This is a genomic window from Roseicyclus marinus, assembly GCF_036322625.1.
In the GTDB taxonomy this organism is placed as follows: domain Bacteria; phylum Pseudomonadota; class Alphaproteobacteria; order Rhodobacterales; family Rhodobacteraceae; genus Roseicyclus; species Roseicyclus marinus_A.
The window spans coordinates 139532-157689 of the sequence record NZ_AP027266.1; the positions used below are offsets into that span (position 1 = coordinate 139532).

The following is an 18158-nucleotide window of genomic DNA, read 5'->3' on the forward strand; positions in this document are numbered from 1 at the left end:
TATGTCGCCGTACCCATGCACCCGGCACCTGTACGAGGTGAGTAGGCGGTATGGCAGTCGGCCAGGAATTGCCCATCAACGTGAACGCCAGCGCGTTCCAGATGGCACAGACCATTTTCGGAAGCGGTGCAACGGTCGTGAGCGCGAGTTATTCCGGGGACAGGTTGTCCTCGGGCATCTACAGCAATGCCGATGCGGTGACGCCCGGTGTCGCGCCCTCTGACAGCGGCGTGATCCTGTCCACGGGCTATGTGCGGGATTTCACGCAATCCTCGGGCGATCCCAACCGGTCGGGCAGCACCTCGACCAACACGACGGGGCAGAACGACAACCCGCTGTTCAACGGCTTGGTCGGGGGACGGACGTTTGACGCGGCGATCCTGACCACCAGTTTCATTCCCACGGGCGATGTGCTGACGATCAGTTTCGTCTTTGCCTCGGAGGAATACCCGGAATTCGCGGGGTCGATCTTCAACGATGCGGTGGGGATCTGGATCAACGGGCAGGTCGTGACTTCGCCGGTGGTGAATTTCACCCAGATCAATTCGATCAACCAGAGCGCCAATTCGACGCTGTTCGTGAACAACACGGGCGATGCCTACAACACCGAGATGGACGGGTTCACGGTGACGCTGTCGCTGCTGATCCCGGTCAATCCGGGCGTGGTGAACACGCTGACCATCGGGATCGCGGATGTGGCCGACGCGTCCTATGACAGCGCGGTGCTGATCGCGGCGGGATCGGTGCAGAGCGCCTTCATCGCGCAGGATGACACGATCACGGTGAACCAGAACACCTACGGGATCCTCGACGTTCTGGCCAATGACGGGGACGGGGTGGGGGTGGCCGTGGTCACCCATATCAACGGCATCGCGGTCAGCCCGGGCGGTTTCGTGACGCTGTCGGACGGGGCGCTGGTCGTGCTGATGCCCGATGGCACGCTCTTGATCATGCCCCCGGCGGCGCAGGCGGGCCAGACCGCGCCGGTGACGACGAATTTCAGCTACACGGCCCAATCGGCGGCAGGCGTGAGCGACACGGCCTTTGTCACGGTGACGACGGTGCCCTGTTTCACCCATGGCACGCGGATCAGGACGGAGCGCGGCGAAGTGCCGGTCGAGGCGCTGGCGGTGGGCGACCTGGTCAAGACGCGCGATCACGGGCTGCAGCCGGTGCGCTGGATCGGGGAGCGGCGGGTTGCGGCGCTGGGCGCGCATGCGCCGGTGGTGATCGAGGCGGGTGTTTTCGGACATCATCGGCGGCTGGTCGTGTCGCAGCAGCACCGGGTGCTTCTGACGCATTGGATGGCGGAATTGCTGTTCGGCGAGGAAGAGGTGCTGGTGGCGGCCCGCGATCTTGTGAACGGCTGTTCGGTCAGGCTGCAGGAGGGGGGCGAGGTGAGCTATGTCCATCTCCTGTTCGACCGGCACGAGATCATCTGGTCGGAGGGATTGCTGACCGAAAGCTTCCTGCCGGGGCCGCAGGTGATGTCGGCGATGGAAGAGGATGTGCGCGCGGAGGTGCTGGAGCTGTTCCCCGAGATCGATGCCGAGACGCATCGGGGCTACGGGGCCTCGGCACGGGCATCGCTGCGGTCCTACGAGGCGCGGGTTCTGCGGGGCGTCGCCGTGGCATGATGCAGGTCACCGCCCCCTTGTCCGCGGCGCTGGAGCAGGACGGGCCTATCCGCCCGTCCGAGCGCTGGGCCGCGATCTGGGAGGCGGGTGTGCCCATCGCGCGCGGGGAGTGGGTCCGGGTACCGGGGCCACAGGCGGAAATGACGCTGTGCCTGGAATTCACGGTGCCGCCGGTGCGGGTTTCGGGGCCGGTGCGGTTGTGGCAGGGGCAGGCGGCGCCGGGGCGGGCGCTGGCGCTCTATCGTTTGCCGGAGGGGGCGTTTCGGCTGGTTCATGGCGAGATCGACCTGACCACCGGGCCCGACCTGGGGCGCACGGGCGAGACGCTGTCGCTGCGCTACCGGAGTTGCGCGCGGGGGCGGGGGGATATCCTCGACATCATCAACCATGACCGCACACAGCGTCACAGGGTGCGCACGGGGCTTGCCGTCGCCGCGCGGCTGGACGAGCTGTTGCCGCGCGACGAGCGGTTCCTTCAGGTCTGCCAGGTGGCGGCCATCGCCGGTTTCGGTCTGCCGCCGAGCGATCTGCCGGGCATGTCCGGTCAGGCGGTGGTGATGACGCGCGGGGGGGCGCGGGCGGTCGACAGCCTGCGCGTTGGCAACGAGCTGGTGACGGCAACGGGCGCACGGATGCCGCTGCGCTGGATCGAGCGGCGCCCGCGCCTGTGTCTTGGCCGGAGCGCGCCGGTCAGGTTGCGCGCACCCTATTTCGGGCTGGCGCGCGACATCTGGGTGACGCCGGAGACACGGGTCGTGCGCTCGGGTCCGGCGGTCGAATACATCTTTGGTGTCGAAAAGGTGCTGGTCCGCGCGGGCGACATGACCACGATTGCAGGCGCGCGCCGCGACCGTTGGAAGCCGGTGCGCCATGTGCATCACCTGATGCTCGACGATCATGCCTGCGTGATGGTGGATCGCTGCGGGATCGAGACGGCGCTGTTGGCCGATGTGATCGCGGCGGGCGATGCGAAGGTGGCCAGCCAATTGGCGGAGACCGACCGGACGCCCTGTCTGCCGGTTCTGGACCGCGCGGGCGCGCAGGCGCTGATCGGGTTCAAGGGGCGGCGCGTTCTGGGGTGACCCTGCCGCTGCCGTGTGGCCTCAGTCGTAGAAGGCCGTCATCTGGGCCACGATCACCGCATTTTCGGAGAGCGCGCGATCCATCAGGGCGATTTCCTCGGGGTCGATGTCGTCGCCCGCCTCGGTCCGTTCGGCGCGCGTGCCGTGGCCGGTGACATCGAGCGGTGCGAGATCGGCCTGTTTCAGCACGGCGACGGTTTCGCGCACGGCTTCGGCCTCGTCCACGCCGGCGGCGTAGCACAGGAGGGCTGCCCCCGTGGCCTTGTCGGGCAGGCCGTCGCCCGCCTTGCGGCCGACCTCGACGACGAGGGTGTAGACATCGCGGCTGCGGGGTGTGGGGGCGTCTGTGCTCATGGCGCTTTCCCTCGCGCGGCTGGGCCTTGGCTGTCAAGCGGTGTTGACGGCGCGCGGGGCGCGCGAAACACTTGACCCTGTCAAAGTCTCAGGGGGCCATCCATGATCCGCCGTTTCGCCGCCCGCGCGGGCGATGTGCTGTTTCACCCCGGCGCGGCCTGCCCCGGTTTCCTGATCCTCGACAAGGGGACGATCCGGGTGAGCCTGACGGCGGCGAACGGGCGGGAGGTGGTGCTCTACCGCGTGACGGCGGGAAGCGTGTGTTTGCAGACCTTCACCTGTCTGGTGGGCGGTGGGCATTACAGCGCCGAGGGCGTGGTGGAGGCGGATGTGGAGGGCGAATTGGTGCCCGCCGAGCTGTTCCGGGCGCGGCTGTCTCAGGATGACGGATTTCGCGCGCTGGTCTTTGACGGGGTGGCGGCGCGGTTCGGGGAATACCAAAGGCTGGTCGAAGAGGTCGCGCTGACCGGCTTCGACGCGCGGCTGGCGCGTGTGCTGTTGCGGTTGGCCGATGAGGCCGGGTTCGTTGCCGCGACCCATGCGGCGCTGGCGGCCGAGACGGCATCGGGCCGCGCTTTTGTCAGTCGACGGCTGGCCGAGATGGCGCGCGGGGGTGCTGTGGCGCAGGAAAAGGGCGGTGTGCGGGTGCTGGACCGGGCCGCGCTGGAACGGATTGCCGCAGACAACCGGTGACAGAGTCACCGCGCCCCGTGCCGGTTTCTGGCATGATGGCTCCATCGCAACAGGAAAGGAGGCATGTCATGCCCCGCAACGAAGGCACCATCGATCGCGCCATCCGCATCATCGCGGGCCTTGTGCTGATCTCGCTCGTGTTCATCGGCCCCCAGACGGTCTGGGGCTGGATCGGCGTCGTGCCGCTGATCACCGGGCTTGTCGGCTATTGCCCTGCCTACCGCCTGCTCGGGATCAACACCTGCGCACTGAAGTCCTGAGCCGGGCCGGGGCCCTGCCCGTCCTGCCCATCGGGCGGCGGGCGGGGCCAATTCACCCCCCGGAGCGGGGGAGGAAGGGCGCATCCGCGCCCCAGAGCTGTTCGACGCGCGCATCGCGGCCACAGGCCGTGCGGTAGAGGCCATAGGCCACGGATTTGCGGCGCGGCCCAAAGCGGGTGAGGATCAGCTCGTCCGACAGGTAATAATCCTGATGATAGGCTTCGGCCGGGTAGAAGGGGGCGGCATCGCGGACCGGTGTCACGACCTCTTGGCCCAAGTCGCGGGAGGCTTGTGCCAGCGCGGCCTCGGCCAATTGCCGGTCCTGCGGCGTTTCGACGAAAATGGCGGAGGTGTAGTTTTCGCCCCGGTCGCAGAATTGCCCGCCCGCATCCAGCGGATCGATGGAGCGCAGGAACAGGTGCAGGAGCCGGTCCTGCGGCAGGATCGTCGCGTCATAGGTGATCCGGACCACTTCGAGATGGCCGGTGCCGCCCGCCACGACCTGTCGATAGGAGGGATTCGGGACGCTGCCGCCGGCAAAGCCCGACACGACCGAGACCACGCCGGGGACGCGTTCGAAATCGGCCTCCACGCACCAGAAACAGCCGCCTGCGACCACGGCGGTGCGGAGGTCCTGCGCATGGGCGCGGCCCGATTGGGTGGCGAGCGCGGCAAGGAGGGCGGCGGTCAGGGCCAGCGCCTTGGTCACGGGCGAAAGGGGAAGGCGGGGCATGTCGGCTCCTTTCGGGATGGTGCAGGCGAGAGGATAGCGGGGGTGCGGAGGGTGCAAGGCAAGCTTGCGTGATCTCACGCAGGCGTGACCCCTTGTGTCTGGCAAGGGCGCGGGCCTTTATGCCGGGAAAAGGGAGGGGTCACATGAAGATCGCGATGTGGTCGGGGCCACGCAACCTGTCGACGGCGATGATGTATGCCTTTGCCGCACGCGGCGATTGCGCGGTCTGGGACGAGCCGTTCTATGCGCCCTACCTGGCCGCGACGGGGGCCGACCACCCGATGGCGGCCGAAATCATGGCCGCCCATGAAACCGACCCCGCCCGCGTTGCCGCAAGATGCGCGGGGCCCGTGCCGGACGGCCGCGCGCATTTCTACATGAAGCACATGCCCCACCACATGGTGGCGGGGTTCCCGCTGGATTGGGCGGAGGGTTGCGTGAATGTCCACCTGATCCGGCATCCGGCCCGCGTGATCGCGAGCTATGCCGAGAAGCGGGGGGAGATGACGTTGGAGGATATCGGCTTTCCCCAGCAGATGGCGCTGTGGGAACGCCTGCCGGGGCCGGTGATCGACAGTGCCGATATCAGGGCCGATCCGGGCGGCGCGCTGGGGCGGCTCTGTGCCGAGATCGGATTGGCGTTCAGCGAGGCGATGCTGGGCTGGCCCGAGGGGCCGCGCCCCTATGACGGCGTCTGGGCCGCGCATTGGTATAATGCCGTGCACCGGTCGACCGGGTTCGCCGGGGCGGAAGGCGCCTTGCCCGAGGTGCCGGAGGGGCGGCGCGCGCTCTTGGAGGCGGCGTTGCCGATCTACGAGGCGATGAAGGCGCGGGCGTTGCGGACCGGCTGACGACACGTCACCGAACGGTTGCTTGCAGAGCGTCCCGCGATTGGAGATGCTGTGCCATGGAACAGCGAAACATCCCCCCTTTCCCCAGCTGGGCCGATGTGGCCAGCGATCTGGTTGCGACCGCCGCAGGCCGCGCCCCCGCCGATCTGGTGCTGCGCGGGGGCCGCGTGGTGCTGGTGCAGACGCGCGAGGTGATGGAGGGCTGGCAGGTCGCCGTGCGCCATGGGCGCTTTGCCTATGTCGGACCGGACGCCAACCATTGCATCGGGCCCGCGACCGAGGTTGTCGAACTGGGCGGGCGCTACCTGATCCCCGGTCTGTGTGACGGGCATATGCATATCGAAAGCGGGATGCTGACGCCCGCCGAATTCGCCCGCGCGGTGATCCCGCATGGCACGACAAGCATGTTCACCGACCCCCATGAAATCGCCAATGTCTTTGGCCTGCGCGGCGTGCGGTTGATGCATGACGAGGCGTTGATGCAGCCCGTGAACATCTGGACCCAGATGCCAAGCTGCGCGCCGTCGGCCCCCGGGCTGGAGACGACGGGTTACGAGATCGGGCCGGAGGATGTGGCGGAGGCCATGACATGGCCGGGCATCATCGGCCTGGGCGAGATGATGAATTTCCCCGGCGTCGTGGCGGGCAGCCAGCAGATGCTGGCCGAGATCGCCGAGACGCAGAAGGCGGGCAAGACCGTGGGCGGGCATTACGCCTCGCCCGATCTGGGGCCTGCGTTCCATGCCTATGTCGCGGGCGGTCCCGCCGATGACCACGAAGGCACCTGCGAGGCGGATGCGGTGGCGCGGATGCGGCAGGGGATGCGGTCGATGATCCGGCTGGGATCGGCATGGTATGACATCGAAAGCCAGATCACCGCGATCACCGAGCGGGGGCTTGATCCGCGCAACATGATCCTGTGCACCGATGATTGCCATTCGGGCACGCTGGTCCACGAGGGGCACATGAACCGCGCGGTGCGCCATGCGATCGGCTGCGGCTGCGACCCGCTGGTGGCCTTGCAGATGGCCACGATCAACACCGCCAGCCATTTCGGTCTGGAGCGGGAGATCGGCCAGATCGCGCCGGGGCGGCGGGCGGACATGATCGTGACATCGGATCTGGCCGCACTTCCCGTGGAGGAAGTTTATGCGCGCGGGGTGAAGGTGGCGGAGGATGGTGTCTGCCTTGCCCATTGTCCGCATCTGGATTGGCCCGCCGATACGCGGGGATCGGTGCATCTGGGCCGGGTGCTGGACGCGCGGGATTTCGAGATTGTCGCGCCCGAAGGCGCTGACAGGGTCCGGGTGCGCGTGATCGGGGTGGTGGAAAACCAGGCCCCGACCGAGGCGCTGGAGGCCGATCTGCCCGTGGCGGGCGGCATCGTCGAGGGCGCGGGCGGTGTCGCCCAGATCGCGCTGGTGGAACGGCATCGCGGCACGGGGCAGGTGGTGAACGGCTTCGTGTCGGGGTTCGGCTATGGGCCGGGAATGGCCATGGCCTCCACCGTGGCGCATGACAGCCACCACATGATCGTCGTGGGCACCGACCGCGCGATGATGGCGCAGGCGGCCAACCGGCTGGCCGAGGTGGGGGGCGGCGTGACCGTCTGGAAGGACGGGACGGAGCGCGCGCTGGTGGAATTGCCCATCGCAGGCCTGATGTCGGACAGCCCCGCGGCCGAGGTGGCGGCCAAGGCGCAAGCCATGGTCGCGGCCATGGCGGAGTGCGGCTGCACGCTCAACAATGCCTATATGCAGCATTCGCTGCTGGCGCTGGTCGTGATCCCGGCCTTGCGGATTTCCGACCTGGGCCTTGTGGATGTGACGCGGTTCCAGTTGACCGACCTGATCGTCGCGCCGAGCCCGTGAGAAAAGATCAAGTCCGAGGGGATGTCCATGTCTGAGCCGTCGCTCAAGATTTCAACGCCCGACCAAGGGCAGAAGGCCAAGGTCTTTACCGATGCGGGCGAGGCCGTCGCCCATCTTCAGGCGCTCTATACCGAGGCCACGGGGTTCCTGCGCGCCCGCTTTACCGAGACGCTGCGCGACGGTGCGCCCGGCGATACGCGCTACCGCGCCTACTACCCCGAAATCCGCATCACGACGGCCACCTATGCCGTCACAGACAGCCGGTTGAGTTTCGGCCATGTGGCGGAACCCGGCACTTATGCCACCACCGTCACGCGGCCCGACCTGTTCGGCAATTACCTGCGCCAGCAGATCGGTCTCTTGATCAAGAACCACGGTGTGCCGGTCGAGATCGGCCCGTCGCTGACGCCCATTCCGGTGCATTTCGCCGTTGCCGGCGACAGCGCCGTCACCGTGCCGCAGGAAGGCGCGGGCGATTTCACGCTGCGCGATGTCTTTGACGTGCCGGACCTGTCCACCACGCATGACGATATCGTCAATGGCCTGGGATTTACCTACGAGGATGGGGCGCATCCGCTGGCACCCTTCACCGCGCAGAGGGTGGATTATTCGCTGGCGCGGCTGGCGCATTACACCGCGACCGATCCGGTGCATTTCCAGAACCACGTCCTGTTCACCAACTACCAGTTCTATGTCGATGAATTCGAGGCCTATGCCCGCGCCATGCTGGCCGATCCCGACAGCGGCTATACCGGGTTCGTCGCGACCGGAAATGTCGAGATCACGGAGGCTGACACCCCCATCGCGCAGCCCCCCAAGATGCCGCAGATGCCGACCTATCACCTGAAGCGGGCGGACGGGAACGGGATCACGCTGGTCAACATCGGGGTGGGGCCGTCGAATGCCAAGACGGCGACCGATCATATCGCGGTTTTGCGCCCGCATGCCTGGGTGATGGTGGGCCATTGCGCGGGCTTGCGAAATTCGCAGCGTCTGGGCGATTTCGTCCTGGCCCATGCCTATCTGCGCGAGGACAAGGTTCTGGACGACGACCTGCCCGTCTGGGTGCCGGTGCCCGCGCTGGCCGAAATCCAGGTCGCGCTGGAAAACGCCGTCGCGCATGTGACCGAGCTGGAAGGGTTCGAGCTGAAGCGGATCATGCGCACGGGGACGGTGGCGAGCCTTGATAACCGCAACTGGGAATTGCGCGACCAGACCGGGCCGGTGCAGCGCCTGTCGCAGTCCCGCGCCATCGCGCTCGACATGGAAAGCGCCACGATCGCGGCCAACGGGTTCCGGTTCCGGGTGCCTTACGGGACGCTTTTGTGCGTGTCGGACAAGCCGCTGCATGGCGAATTGAAGCTGCCCGGCATGGCCTCGGACTTCTACAAGACCCAGGTTGCGCGTCATCTTTTGATAGGAATTCGCGCGATGGAGACCCTGCGCGACATGCCGCTGGAGCGTTTGCACAGCCGCAAGCTGCGGTCCTTCGAGGAAACAGCCTTCCTTTGAGGGCAAAAAATGCCGTCTAGGCCATGTTTTTGGGCTTTTTCGTCATGCGAAGCGTTGTGTGGGCCCACAATATTCGGTTAGTTTGTGCGCAACGGGCCCAAGGGCTCGGGCAGTCGTCAGGAGAACAAGACCAATGGCAAACAAACCCATGACCAAAACCCAGCTCGTTGCGGCCATCGCCGAAGAGATGGGCGGAGACAAGAAGACCGCGGGTGCAGCGCTGGACGCCGTCACCGCAATCGTGACCCGTGAAGTCGCCGCCGGCGGCGCCGTCACCCTGCCGGGCATCGGCAAGGTCTATTGCCGCGAGCGCCCCGAGCGCATGGTGCGCAACCCCGCCACCGGCGAGACGATCAAGAAAGAGGCCGACAAGCAGGTGAAGGTCACCGTCGCCAAGGCCCTCAAGGACAGCGTCAACGGCTGACCCGACAGAACCCCTCGGGTTCAACAAGGCCGCGCCCGGATCGGGCCGCGGCCTTTTCATTTCTGCATGGCGGGTTTGCAGGGGCCGGACAGGCCGCAAATCCGCTTGCCCCCGCCGCGCGTTGCGCGTTTGCTGCGCGCAGGGACGGGAAGGCGGTTCATGGACATTCGCGCGCTGCTTGGGGGGCTGTTGTTTGCCCTGATCTGGTCGTCGGCCTTTGCCTCGGCCCGGATCATCGTGGAGGCGGCCCCGCCCCTCACCGCGCTGGCGCTGCGGTTCCTGATCTCGGGCGGGATCGGCATCGGCATCGCGCTGGCCATGGGCCAATCCATGCGCCTGTCGGCGGCGCAGTGGCGCGCCGTGGTCATTTTCGGCATCTGCCAGAACGCGCTGTATCTGGGGCTCAACTTCGTCGCCATGCAATGGATCGAGGCGTCGCTGGCCGCCATCATCGCCTCGACCATGCCGCTGTTAGTGGCGGCGGCGTCCTGGGGTCTGTTCCGCGACCGGTTGCCTGCGCTGGGTCTGGCCGGGCTGGCGGCGGGGTTTTTCGGCGTCGGGCTGATCATGGTGCAACGCCTGTCGGGCGGCGCGGATGCGCTGGGCATCGTGCTGTGCCTGATCGGGGCGGTGGCCCTGACGGTGGCGACGCTGGCGGTGCGGGTCGCCGCACAGGGCGGCGGCAACCTGTTGATGATCGTGGGCTTGCAGATGCTGGTCGGATCGGCCGTGCTGGCCCCGATTGCGGCGCTGACCGAGACGATCGTGGTGGATTGGTCGGTGCCCCTGGTCGTGGCCTTTGCCTATACCACGCTGATGCCGGGATTGCTGGCAACGCTGATCTGGTTCTGGCTTGTGGGCCGGATCGGGGCGACGCGGGCCGCGACCTTTCACTTCCTCAACCCGGTCTTCGGGGTGGCCATCGCCGCCGTGCTTTTGGGCGAGGGCCTGTCCTGGGTCGATGCGCTGGGCGTGGCCATCGTGGCGGCGGGCATCCTGGCGGTGCAGCTGTCACGCGCCAAACCGGCCTGAGCGGCTTTCACGCAGCGATCACGCGCATGTTGGGTGACAGGGCGCGCCGGGCGGCGCATCAGGACGCATGGAATTCGTTCTCGCATATGGTGCGGGCCTGCTGACGCTGATCAATCCTTGCGTCCTGCCGGTCTTGCCGATCGTGCTGGCCGGTGCCTTGCAGGCCAGCCGGTTCGGTCCGCTGGCGCTGGCTGCCGGAATGGGGCTTGCCTTTGTCACGCTGGGGTTCGGGGTGATCGCGGCGGGCCATCTGGTGGGCCTGACCGAAGAGATGGTGGCCCGCGCGGGTGCGGTGCTGATGGTGGGGTTCGGATTGGTGCTGTTGCTGCCGCAGGCGCAGGCACGGTTCGCGCTGGCCACGGCGGGCATGGCCGCGCGCGCCGATCAGGGCATGCAGGACATTCCGCGCGAGGGCTGGAGGGGGCAATTCCTGGGCGGGCTGCTTTTGGGCGCTGTCTGGAGCCCCTGTGTCGGCCCGACGCTGGGCGGCGCGATCTCGCTTGCCTCGCAGGGCGAGGATCTGTTGCGCGCCTTCGGCATCATGCTGGGCTTTGCGCTGGGCATCGGGACGGTGGTTATCGCGCTGGGCCATGGGGCGCGCGGGCTGATGCGGCGGCACATGGAAAGCTTGCGCCGCTTCGCCCTGGCCTCGCGCCCGGTGATGGGGGCGGTTTTCGTTTTCGTCGGCGTGGCGATCTTGCTGCGCTGGCATCACATGGCCGAGATCTGGCTTCTGGACCGATTGCCGGTCTGGCTGGTGGATCTGTCGGTCGCGCTTTGACTTGGTTCAGGGAGATGTCGGGGATGCACAAGAGAAGCTTTCTGATCGGGGCGGGCGCGCTGGCCCTGACGCCCCTTGCGCGCGGGGCGGCGGCGATGGTCGACTATACGCCCGGTCTGGTCGATGAACGGTTGGCGGCGGGCGAGACGCTGCTGGTGGATTTCTGGGCCAGCTGGTGTTCGACCTGCCGCGCGCAGACCCGCGTGATCGAGGAATTGCGCGCCACGAACCCCGCCTATGATGCGGCGATGGGCTTTGTCCGGGTGGATTGGGATCAGCATGGCGACGGGGAGTTGTCGCGGCGTCTGAACATCCCGCGCCGGTCCACGCTGGTGTTGCTGCGCGGCGATATGGAACTGGGCCGGATCGTCGCCGGCACGCGGGAGGCGGAGATCCGGGCGCTGCTGGATCTGGGGCTGGCCTAGGGCGGGCCTTCGGCCACGACGATCTAGGGCGGGTAGGGCGGGCCGTCAGCCACGACGACAAGATTGTCGACCGCCCAAGACGGCGCAGGATCAGCGCCGCCCGTGTCGGTGCCGAGTGGCGCAAGGGTCAGGGTGATCGCCTCTTGGGGGGTCACGACCGATATATCGAGGTGCAGACGCTGGACGGACAGGTCCGGTGGACCCGACAGCATGCGGGGGCCGGTGATGCGGCTGCGCAGCGCGATGCGGTCGTCACCGCGCATCGTTTCGGGGGGCGGCGGGGCCTGATCGGCGGCGCCAAAGGGTTGACGCAGCACGTCTTCGCCATCGATCGACACGGCAAGCCCCCGCGCGGACCAATCGCCCATGACGACAAGGTCGAAGGACAGGAGGGCGCGCGCGCTGCCTTCGGGCAGGGTGATGACGCGGGTCAGGGGTTGATCGGGCGGATCAGCCAGCCAGACCGACCCAAGGGCCGCATGATCGGCGTTGGGCCGCCCGCCGGCCCATGCGCCGGGATCGACCGGGCCGTCCGGCTCGAAGGTGACCAGCGTTTCGGTCTCGGACAATGCGCGCAACCCGCCGAGCTGCAGGCCGAATTGGGTGCCACCGTCAGGCGCGCCCGAGCGGATCACGCTGGCCATGAACAAGGCAAGTGCCATGATCACGACAAGGATCAGGGCCCAATCGACCCGCCGATAGCCGTGGCCAAGGTAGCGATGCAGCGCAGCAGCCATATGCAGACATTCCGTGACTTGCCCCAAACATGTCCGGGGTCAGGTGGAATTGTGGCAATTCCGGGGCAAGGATCGGGTGCTTTCGGTGCAGGGGTTCCAGCCCGGAAACCACACCCGCCCATCGGTCGGTATTGTTTCGGGATGGGCCGATCCTGCCGCGTCTTCAGCCGATACGGCCACCCCTGTCGCCGACCTGACCGCGATGGAGCAGCAGGTGGTCAAGCAGGATGCAGGCCATCATCGCCTCGCCCACCGGCACGGCGCGGATGCCGACGCAAGGGTCGTGGCGGCCCTTGGTCACGATCTCGACCGGTTCGCCCGATTTGGTGATCGTCTTGCGCGGGGTCAGGATCGACGAGGTCGGCTTGACCGCGAAGCGCACCACCACGTCCTGCCCGGTCGAGATGCCGCCAAGGATGCCGCCCGCATGGTTCGAGGCATAGACCGGCCCGTTGGCTCCCATGGAGATTTCATCGGCATTCTGGCTGCCGGTCAGCGCGGCCGCCGCCATGCCATCGCCGATTTCCACGCCCTTGACCGCGTTGATGGACATCATCGCGGCGGCCAGATCGGTGTCGAGTTTGCCATAGATCGGTGCGCCAAGGCCCGCAGGCACGCCGCGCGCCACGACCTCGATCACGGCGCCGACGCTGTCGCCCGATTTGCGCAAGGCATCGAGGTATTCGGCCCATTCGGCGGCCGCCGTCGCATCGGGCACCCAGAAGGGATTGCGCTCGATCTCGGCTGCGTCAAAGCGGGTGCGGTCGATGCCGTGCGGGCCCATCTGGACCATGTAGCCCGTGATCGAAAGCCCCGGAACCAGATCGGCCAGCGCCGCGCGCGCCACGCCGCCTGCGGCCACCCGCGCCGCCGTTTCGCGCGCGCTGGACCGCCCGCCGCCGCGCGGATCGCGGATGCCGTATTTCTGCCAATAGGTGATATCGGCGTGGCCGGGGCGGAATTTCTCGGCGATGTCGCCGTAATCCTTGGACCGCTGGTCGGTGTTGCGGATCATCAGCTGGATCGGCGTGCCGGTCGATTGCCCCTCGTAGACGCCGGAGAGGATTTCCACCTCGTCGGGTTCGCGGCGCTGGGTCGTGTACTTGTTCTGCCCCGGTTTGCGCCGGTCGAGCCAATGCTGGATCGCCGCCGCGTCGATGGCAACGCCCGGCGGGCAGCCGTCGACCGTGGCCCCAAGCGCGGGTCCATGGCTTTCGCCCCATGTGGTGACGCGGAAGAGGTGGCCGAAACTGTTGAAGCTCATCGCGCGGGCATCCCTTTTGCTCAGACCACGGCCTAGCGTCCCAAGCGCCAAATGCCAAGGCGCTTGCACGCGGGCGGGCGCGGCGCTAGCTGTTGGCCCACCTCGGGGTGGTCGTGATGCGACCTGAGATGCGCGGGCTGATGCGCGAACCCGTTGAACCTGAACCGGTTAGGACCGGCGGAGGGAAGGTTTGCGGGTCACGAACGAACCCCACACTTCACTTCGCCCGTCGCAATGGAGGAGTGAGACATGAAACACACCATCATCGCTGCGGGGTTGAGCGTTTTCGCAGGGGCCGCTTTCGCGCAGGCCCCGGTGCTGACGGTCTATACCTATGACAGCTTCGTATCCGAATGGGGGCCGGGACCGGCCATCGAGGAAGCCTTCGAGGCGACATGCGGCTGCGACCTGCAATTCGTCGGCGCGGGCGATGGCGCGGCGCTTTTGGCGCGGGTCAGGCTGGAAGGCGAAAGGTCCGAGGCCGATGTGGTCCTTGGCCTCGACACCAACCTGACGGCGGCGGCGCGCGACACGGGGCTGTTCGCGCCCCATGGCCTCACGCCCGAGGGGCTGACCCTGCCCGTCGCGTGGGACGACGCCGAATTCCTGCCCTTCGACTGGGGCTATTTCGCCTTTGTCCATCGTGCGGGGCTGGAGGATGTGCCGAATTCCTTTGCCGCGCTGGCGGCCTCCGACATCTCCATCGTTATCCAGGACCCAAGGTCCTCGACCCCCGGTCTGGGCCTGTTGATGTGGGTAGCGGCCGCGCATGGCGAGGGTGCGGCCGCGATCTGGGAAGGATTGGCCGACAATATCGTCACCGTGACCCCCGGCTGGTCCGAGGCCTATGGCCTGTTCCTCGAGGGCGAGGCCGACATGGTGCTGAGCTACACGACATCTCCCGCCTATCACCTGATCGCCGAGGAGGACGCAGGCTTTGCCGCAGCCGGTTTCGACGAAGGGCATTACATGCAGGTCGAGGTGGCGGGGATGCTGGCGGGCACCGATCAGCCCGAACTGGCGCGGGATTTCCTGCGCTTCATGCTGGACGAGGGGTTCCAGTCGGTCATCCCGACGACGAACTGGATGTATCCCGCCGCCCTGCCCGCCGAGGCGCTGCCCGAAGGCTTCGAGACGCTCTTGACGCCTGCGCGGCCCATCCTTCTGTCGCCCGAAGAGGCGGCGGCGGTCCGTGACGAGGCATTGGCCACATGGCAAGCCGCGCTCAGCCGCTGAGCGGGCTGCACAAGACGGGCGCGGTTTTCGCCGCGCTCGTCACGTTGGCCGTTCTGGGGCCCTTGGCCGCCGTGATGGCGCGGGCCGATTGGCCGCTGGCGCTGGGTCCTGCGGATCTTGCGGCGATCCGGTTCACGCTGGTGCAGGCGGCGCTGTCGGCCCTGTTGAGCGTCGTGCTGGCGATCCCCGTAGCGCGCGCGCTGGCGCGGCGGGATTTCGCGGGGCGGCGGATGCTGGTGACGCTGATGGGCGCGCCGTTCCTGTTGCCGGTGATCGTGGCGGTCCTGGGCCTTTTGGCGGTCTTTGGCCGGGCGGGCTGGATCAACGCGGCGCTCATGGGCATCGGGCTGGGGCGGATCGATGTCTACGGGTTGCAGGGCGTTGTGCTGGCCCATGTCTTTCTCAACCTGCCGCTGGCGGTGCGGCTGATCTTGCAGGGCTGGCAGGATATCCCGTCGGAACGGGTGCGGCTGGCGATTGCGCTGGGATTTTCCGGGGCCGACATGCACCGCCATTTCGAGCGGCCCTTGCTGCGCGCGGTTCTGCCCGGTGCGGGTCTGCTGATCTTTCTCATCTGCACGACGAGTTTCGCGGTGGCGTTGATCCTGGGCGGGGGGCCGAGGGCCACGACCGTGGAACTGGCGATCTACCAGGCGTTCCGGTTCGATTTCGATCTTGGGCGCGCGGCGGCGCTGGGGTTGGTGCAGGTGGCGATCTGTCTTGGGGCGGGGGCGCTGGCCTTTGGCGCGATCCGGGGGCGGGAGCTGGGCACGGGGCTGGACCGCCCGCCGCTGGCATGGCCGGGGGATGGGCAGGGCGCGCGCGCGCGGGATGCGCTGGCGATCACGCTGGCCGCCCTGTTCCTGCTATTGCCCCTGCTTGCCGTGGCGCTGAAGGGTCTGCCGGCGCTTGCGGGTATGCCCCTGTCGGTCTGGCAGGCGGCGCTGCGGTCCGTGGTTCTGGCGCTGGCCTCCGCCGGTTTGGCGGTGGCGCTGGCCTTGCCCATCGCGCTTTTCGTGGCGCGGCTCCGCCGGCCCGGGATGGTCGAGGGGCTGGCATTCCTGACCATCGCGGTGTCATCGCTGGTGATCGGGACGGGGATGTTCGTGCTGATCCGTCCATGGGGCGACCCGGTGGCGCTGGCGCTGCCCGTGACGGGGCTGGTGAATGCGCTGGTGGCGCTGCCCTTCCTGTTGCGCGCGCTTGTGCCCGCCGCGCTGGCGGCGGAGGGTGGGCAGGGGCGTCTGGCCGAAGCCCTGGGAATGAGCGGGATGGCCCGGTTGCGCCATGCCATCCTGCCACGCCTTGCTCGCCCGCTTGGGTTTGGTGCGGGGCTGGCGGCGGCATTTTCCATGGGCGATCTGGGCGTGATCACCTTGTTCTCGAGCCCCGGACAGGGGACCCTGCCGCTCGAGATGTATCGGTTGATGGGGGCCTATCGCACCGATGACGCCCAGGGTGCGGCGGTGCTGCTCATGGCGCTGACATTGGCGCTGTTTTGGCTGTTCGACCGGGGAGGACGGCTTGATGCTATCGCTCGATGATCTGCGGCTGACGCAAGATGGTTTTACGCTGGCCCTGTCGGGCGATGTCGCGGCGGGGGAACGTGTGGCGCTTCTGGGCGCATCGGGGAGCGGGAAAAGCACGCTCCTGTCCCTGATCGCGGGGTTCGATTGGCCCGACCGGGGCCGTATCCTGTGGGACGGGCAGGAGATCACCCGCGCCCCGGTCGCCGGGCGGCCGGTGTCGATCCTGTTTCAGGATGGGAACCTGTTTCCGCATCTGACGGTCGTGGACAATGTCGCGCTGGGGCTTAGGCCCGATCTGCGCCTGTCGGAGGCGGACAGGGCGCGGGTGGAGGATGCCTTGGCGCGGGTCGGGCTGGCGGGCCTTGGTGGGCGCAAACCTGCGGCCCTGTCGGGGGGGCAACAGGCGCGGGTGGCCCTGGCGCGGATGCTGCTGAGGGATCGGCCGCTGGCGCTGCTCGACGAACCTTTTGCCGCGCTCGATCCCGGGTTGAAGACCGAGATGCTGGCGCTGGTGCGAGAGCTGTGCGTGGACCGGGGCCTGACGCTGATCATGGCCTGCCACGACCTGCGCGATGCGGAACGGTTGTGCGACCGGCTCTGGCTCTTGGAGGATGGGGCGAAGGTGTTGGATTTAGCCATGGCGGATTTGGGGAAGGAGCCGCCAGAGGCCTTGCGCGCCTGGATGTGAGGGGCGTGGTGAGGGGTTTGTTCGGCGCCGGTGACGTGGCGGGTGTTGCGGTGCGCCTGAAGGCGCATCCTACCGATGGGCCGCAAGGTGCGCCTGAAGGCGCACCCTACCCACTGGGACGGATTGTGCGCTGTAGGGTGCGCCTTTAGGCGCACCATGACCGGTGGGGCGACCCGCCAAACGAAAAACGCGCCCCGGGGGGCGCGTTTTCCTGTTTGGCTAGCCACGAGGATCACTCGGCGGGCTGTGCGCCCTTGGCGCGAGCCTTGACCGGAGCCCAGAGGCGCTTGTTCGTCAGGTAGAGCAGGACCGACAGCACGCCCAGAAGCAGCACGGCGGTAAAGCCCATCTGCTTGCGCGCCATCAGCTTGGGTTCCGCCGCCCAGGTCAGGAAGGCCGCCACGTCGAGCGCCATCTGTTCCTCGGTCGCTTCGGTCCCGTCACCGTATTCCACGGCACCTTCCCAAAGCGGCGGGGCCATCGAGATGTAGCCGCCGGGGAAGGTTTCGTTGCCGTAGAGAACCGAGCCGAATTCCTCGCGCTCGGACCCGGTGTAATGGGTCAGGAGCGAGGCGACATATTCGGGACCGCCCATGCCGCGGAACAGCGGGTTCAGGCCAAGCCCGTAGGGGCCGCTGAAACCCGCGCGCGCCTTGGTCATCAGGCTGAGGTCGGGGGCCCCGGCCGCATCATTGGCCGGGAAGTTGTCATTCGGGGTGGCGGCGCGCCAATCCTGCAGCTCGGGGTCGTAGACCTCGATGAAGTTCTGCTCGATGTAGGCGCGGACCTCTTCTTCGGTGAAGCCGGGGCCGCCCTCGTCCGAGAGGGTGCGGATCGGCACGTAGCGCAGGCCGTGGCAGGCCGCGCAGACCTGCGTGTAGACCTGCAGCCCGCGCTGGAGCTGGATTTGGTCGAAGGTGCCGAAGGGGCCTTCGAAGGAGAAGGCGTAATCTTCGACATGGCCCGCCGCACCGGCTGCCAGCGCCGCCCCCGAAGAGAGGGCGAGCGTGGCGGCGGTGGCCGAGCTGAGGGCAAGTTTCCTGAGCATA

At 67.5% G+C, this 18158-nt stretch carries 19 protein-coding genes and 1 riboswitch; of the genes, 14 read left to right on the forward strand and 5 right to left on the reverse strand.

From position 1 onward, the window contains the following. The first annotated feature begins 50 nt into the window (after positions 1–50). Positions 51–1637, forward strand: a complete 1587-nt coding sequence (locus tag AABA51_RS00670) for a Hint domain-containing protein (protein ID WP_338273425.1) — start codon at positions 51–53, stop codon at positions 1635–1637. Continuing rightward, on the forward strand, positions 1634–2719 hold the full coding sequence (locus AABA51_RS00675) for a Hint domain-containing protein (RefSeq protein WP_338273426.1): 1086 nt from the start codon (positions 1634–1636) through the stop codon (positions 2717–2719). The genes AABA51_RS00670 and AABA51_RS00675 overlap by 4 nt, the downstream gene beginning before the upstream one ends. 21 nt (positions 2720–2740) lie before the next feature. Here AABA51_RS00675 and AABA51_RS00680 read toward each other — a convergent pair whose 3' ends face one another. Further along, entirely contained in the window at positions 2741–3073 is a 333-nt protein-coding gene (locus AABA51_RS00680) for a hypothetical protein (RefSeq protein ID WP_338273427.1), read from the reverse strand. Positions 3074–3175: 102 nt separating this feature from the next. On the opposite strand from AABA51_RS00680, the gene AABA51_RS00685 reads away from it, so the two are divergent. Together AABA51_RS00685 and AABA51_RS00690 are read left to right on the forward strand one after the other, a co-directional pair. Further along, positions 3176–3766, forward strand: coding sequence for a Crp/Fnr family transcriptional regulator (locus tag AABA51_RS00685; RefSeq protein WP_338273428.1), 591 nt, complete (start codon positions 3176–3178; stop codon positions 3764–3766). A 68-nt stretch (positions 3767–3834) separates the two neighbouring features. Next, entirely contained in the window at positions 3835–4026 is a 192-nt protein-coding gene (locus AABA51_RS00690) for a YgaP family membrane protein (RefSeq protein ID WP_338273429.1), read from the forward strand. Between the two features lie 52 nt (positions 4027–4078). On the opposite strand, the gene msrA is transcribed toward AABA51_RS00690, so the two are convergent. After that, positions 4079–4759 (reverse strand): peptide-methionine (S)-S-oxide reductase MsrA, encoded by a 681-nt coding sequence (gene msrA / locus AABA51_RS00695; RefSeq protein ID WP_338273430.1) that lies wholly within the window; start codon positions 4757–4759, stop codon positions 4079–4081. Between the two features lie 143 nt (positions 4760–4902). Here msrA and AABA51_RS00700 point away from each other — a divergent pair, with 143 nt between their 5' ends. From AABA51_RS00700 to AABA51_RS00730, 7 genes are all read left to right on the forward strand, one after another. Next, positions 4903–5610, forward strand: a complete 708-nt coding sequence (locus AABA51_RS00700) for an HAD family hydrolase (RefSeq protein WP_338273431.1) — start codon at positions 4903–4905, stop codon at positions 5608–5610. Positions 5611–5666: 56 nt separating this feature from the next. Next, positions 5667–7481: an adenine deaminase gene (locus AABA51_RS00705; protein WP_338273432.1), complete on the forward strand. Its 1815-nt coding sequence runs from the start codon at positions 5667–5669 to the stop codon at positions 7479–7481. A gap of 27 nt (positions 7482–7508) precedes the next feature. After that, positions 7509–8993 carry an AMP nucleosidase gene (locus tag AABA51_RS00710; protein WP_338273433.1) on the forward strand — a complete coding sequence of 495 codons (1485 nt, stop codon included), beginning with the start codon at positions 7509–7511 and terminating at the stop codon, positions 8991–8993. Positions 8994–9126: 133 nt separating this feature from the next. Then, the gene (locus tag AABA51_RS00715; RefSeq protein WP_338273434.1) at positions 9127–9417 is read left to right on the forward strand and encodes an HU family DNA-binding protein; all 291 of its coding nucleotides are present in this window, start codon (positions 9127–9129) and stop codon (positions 9415–9417) included. A gap of 159 nt (positions 9418–9576) precedes the next feature. Beyond that, positions 9577–10449, forward strand: a complete 873-nt coding sequence (locus tag AABA51_RS00720; RefSeq protein WP_338273435.1) for a DMT family transporter — start codon at positions 9577–9579, stop codon at positions 10447–10449. A 67-nt stretch (positions 10450–10516) separates the two neighbouring features. After that, on the forward strand, positions 10517–11230 hold the full coding sequence (locus AABA51_RS00725; protein WP_338273436.1) for a cytochrome c biogenesis CcdA family protein: 714 nt from the start codon (positions 10517–10519) through the stop codon (positions 11228–11230). A gap of 23 nt (positions 11231–11253) precedes the next feature. Continuing rightward, the gene (locus AABA51_RS00730) at positions 11254–11655 is read left to right on the forward strand and encodes a thioredoxin family protein (protein WP_338273437.1); all 402 of its coding nucleotides are present in this window, start codon (positions 11254–11256) and stop codon (positions 11653–11655) included. A 23-nt stretch (positions 11656–11678) separates the two neighbouring features. Here AABA51_RS00730 and AABA51_RS00735 read toward each other — a convergent pair whose 3' ends face one another. Then, entirely contained in the window at positions 11679–12392 is a 714-nt protein-coding gene (locus AABA51_RS00735; RefSeq protein ID WP_338273438.1) for a hypothetical protein, read from the reverse strand. A gap of 163 nt (positions 12393–12555) precedes the next feature. Further along, positions 12556–13656, reverse strand: a complete 1101-nt coding sequence (aroC, locus tag AABA51_RS00740) for a chorismate synthase (RefSeq protein WP_338273439.1) — start codon at positions 13654–13656, stop codon at positions 12556–12558. Between the two features lie 93 nt (positions 13657–13749). After that, positions 13750–13859, forward strand: a riboswitch (TPP riboswitch). A 46-nt stretch (positions 13860–13905) separates the two neighbouring features. Here aroC and thiB point away from each other — a divergent pair. The 3 genes from thiB to AABA51_RS00755 are packed head-to-tail and all read left to right on the forward strand — an operon-like array spanning position 13906 to position 17109. Further along, a complete protein-coding gene (thiB, locus tag AABA51_RS00745) occupies positions 13906–14892 on the forward strand; it encodes a thiamine ABC transporter substrate binding subunit (protein WP_338273440.1) in 987 nt (328 codons plus the stop codon). Further along, positions 14868–16436, forward strand: a complete 1569-nt coding sequence (locus AABA51_RS00750) for a thiamine/thiamine pyrophosphate ABC transporter permease ThiP (protein ID WP_338273441.1) — start codon at positions 14868–14870, stop codon at positions 16434–16436. Before thiB ends, AABA51_RS00750 begins: the two co-directional genes overlap by 25 nt. Then, entirely contained in the window at positions 16420–17109 is a 690-nt protein-coding gene (locus AABA51_RS00755) for an ATP-binding cassette domain-containing protein (protein ID WP_338273442.1), read from the forward strand. Before AABA51_RS00750 ends, AABA51_RS00755 begins: the two co-directional genes overlap by 17 nt. A gap of 232 nt (positions 17110–17341) precedes the next feature. On the opposite strand, the gene AABA51_RS00760 is transcribed toward AABA51_RS00755, so the two are convergent. Beyond that, the gene (locus AABA51_RS00760) at positions 17342–18157 is read right to left on the reverse strand and encodes a cytochrome c1 (protein WP_338273443.1); all 816 of its coding nucleotides are present in this window, start codon (positions 18155–18157) and stop codon (positions 17342–17344) included. Between the last annotated feature and the right edge of the window lies 1 nt (position 18158).

Bases quoted from the DNA above. Each gene is read 5' to 3' on its own strand.
- AABA51_RS00760 (WP_338273443.1), bottom strand. From the start codon at position 18,157: ATGCTCAGGAAACTTGCCCTCAGCTCGGCCACCGCCGCCACGCTCGCC.
- thiB (WP_338273440.1), top strand. From the start codon at position 13,906: ATGAAACACACCATCATCGCTGCGGGGTTGAGCGTTTTCGCAGGGGCC.
- AABA51_RS00685 (WP_338273428.1), top strand. From the start codon at position 3,176: ATGATCCGCCGTTTCGCCGCCCGCGCGGGCGATGTGCTGTTTCACCCC.
- AABA51_RS00720 (WP_338273435.1), top strand. From the start codon at position 9,577: ATGGACATTCGCGCGCTGCTTGGGGGGCTGTTGTTTGCCCTGATCTGG.
- AABA51_RS00715 (WP_338273434.1), top strand. From the start codon at position 9,127: ATGGCAAACAAACCCATGACCAAAACCCAGCTCGTTGCGGCCATCGCC.
- AABA51_RS00680 (WP_338273427.1), bottom strand. From the start codon at position 3,073: ATGAGCACAGACGCCCCCACACCCCGCAGCCGCGATGTCTACACCCTC.
- AABA51_RS00725 (WP_338273436.1), top strand. From the start codon at position 10,517: ATGGAATTCGTTCTCGCATATGGTGCGGGCCTGCTGACGCTGATCAAT.
- aroC (WP_338273439.1), bottom strand. From the start codon at position 13,656: ATGAGCTTCAACAGTTTCGGCCACCTCTTCCGCGTCACCACATGGGGC.
- AABA51_RS00710 (WP_338273433.1), top strand. From the start codon at position 7,509: ATGTCTGAGCCGTCGCTCAAGATTTCAACGCCCGACCAAGGGCAGAAG.
- AABA51_RS00700 (WP_338273431.1), top strand. From the start codon at position 4,903: ATGAAGATCGCGATGTGGTCGGGGCCACGCAACCTGTCGACGGCGATG.
- AABA51_RS00750 (WP_338273441.1), top strand. From the start codon at position 14,868: ATGGCAAGCCGCGCTCAGCCGCTGAGCGGGCTGCACAAGACGGGCGCG.
- AABA51_RS00755 (WP_338273442.1), top strand. From the start codon at position 16,420: ATGCTATCGCTCGATGATCTGCGGCTGACGCAAGATGGTTTTACGCTG.
- AABA51_RS00690 (WP_338273429.1), top strand. From the start codon at position 3,835: ATGCCCCGCAACGAAGGCACCATCGATCGCGCCATCCGCATCATCGCG.
- msrA (WP_338273430.1), bottom strand. From the start codon at position 4,759: ATGCCCCGCCTTCCCCTTTCGCCCGTGACCAAGGCGCTGGCCCTGACC.
- AABA51_RS00675 (WP_338273426.1), top strand. From the start codon at position 1,634: ATGATGCAGGTCACCGCCCCCTTGTCCGCGGCGCTGGAGCAGGACGGG.
- AABA51_RS00670 (WP_338273425.1), top strand. From the start codon at position 51: ATGGCAGTCGGCCAGGAATTGCCCATCAACGTGAACGCCAGCGCGTTC.
- AABA51_RS00705 (WP_338273432.1), top strand. From the start codon at position 5,667: ATGGAACAGCGAAACATCCCCCCTTTCCCCAGCTGGGCCGATGTGGCC.
- AABA51_RS00735 (WP_338273438.1), bottom strand. From the start codon at position 12,392: ATGGCTGCTGCGCTGCATCGCTACCTTGGCCACGGCTATCGGCGGGTC.
- AABA51_RS00730 (WP_338273437.1), top strand. From the start codon at position 11,254: ATGCACAAGAGAAGCTTTCTGATCGGGGCGGGCGCGCTGGCCCTGACG.